We start from the raw sequence: 960 nt of genomic DNA on the forward strand, positions 1-960 counted from the left end.
CTTGGCTGGAAGGACTTTTTCTTTTTTGAAGGTTGCATACGCATAGTCCATCAGCTTGGTGCTGTCCGCAAAACGTTGATTCTTATTAGTGGACTTCATGACAACCGTGATATAGCGTTGACCATCCCGTATGACCGTACCTGTATGGCCATAGCCGGCATATTCAGTGGATCCCGTTTTCAGCCCGTCCACGCCTTTATATTCGAATATAAGGCCTGGCAGCATCCAGTTGAAGTTCGGATATTCCTTGCCATCTCGGAATTTCAATTTGGAGATGCTGGCGATTTTTAATACTTCAGGATAATCGTTGATAAGACGATAAGCAAGCAGAGCAGTATCCTTCGCTGTCATGACGTTTTCATCATCTGCTTTACCGGTAGGGTATTCCCCCAATAGATCGGAATTGTTCAAACCGCTGGCATTTACGAATCTATGATTTTTCAAGCCTAATTTACTTGCTCTTTCGTTCATTAATTTAACGAAATTCTTTTCACTTCCGGAAACTAGCTGAGCCAATGCCACTGTCGCTGCATTTCCTGAATAGATGGCCATGGCTTGATAAAGTTCCTTAACTGTATAGTCCTCACCTTCCGTCAAACCAACATTCGACAGATTCGGTGCTTTTGAAAGATCATGCACATACTTATTGATTTTTACTTTTTGATCCCAACTGATTTTCCCATTTTTAATGGACTCCATTATGATGTACTCAGTCATCATTTTTGACATGGAAGCGATGCCCAATACTTTATCGGCATTTTTTTCATACACGATTTGACCTGTTTTACCATCAATTATGATGGCTGCTTCTGCTTTTAAACCCAAATTATCAGATTCAGCAACAGCTTCCCCCGGTTGATAGGCAAATTGCGACATAACAAGAACAAAAACAAAAGTGAAAATGAGGGTTATCTTGCTGATTTTTTTCAATTTCCAATACCTCCAACTTTTAAGCTAATC

Annotated in this window: 1 protein-coding gene; it reads right to left on the minus strand. The window is 40.4% G+C overall.

Going from position 1 to position 960, the window contains the following annotated elements:
* Positions 1-930: D-alanyl-D-alanine carboxypeptidase family protein (locus CVN76_RS00940; RefSeq protein WP_232732036.1), on the minus strand; the 930-nt coding region annotated here is incomplete at its 3' end.
* Positions 931-960 lie beyond the last annotated feature (30 nt).

This window comes from Bacillus sp. mrc49, from assembly GCF_002803435.1.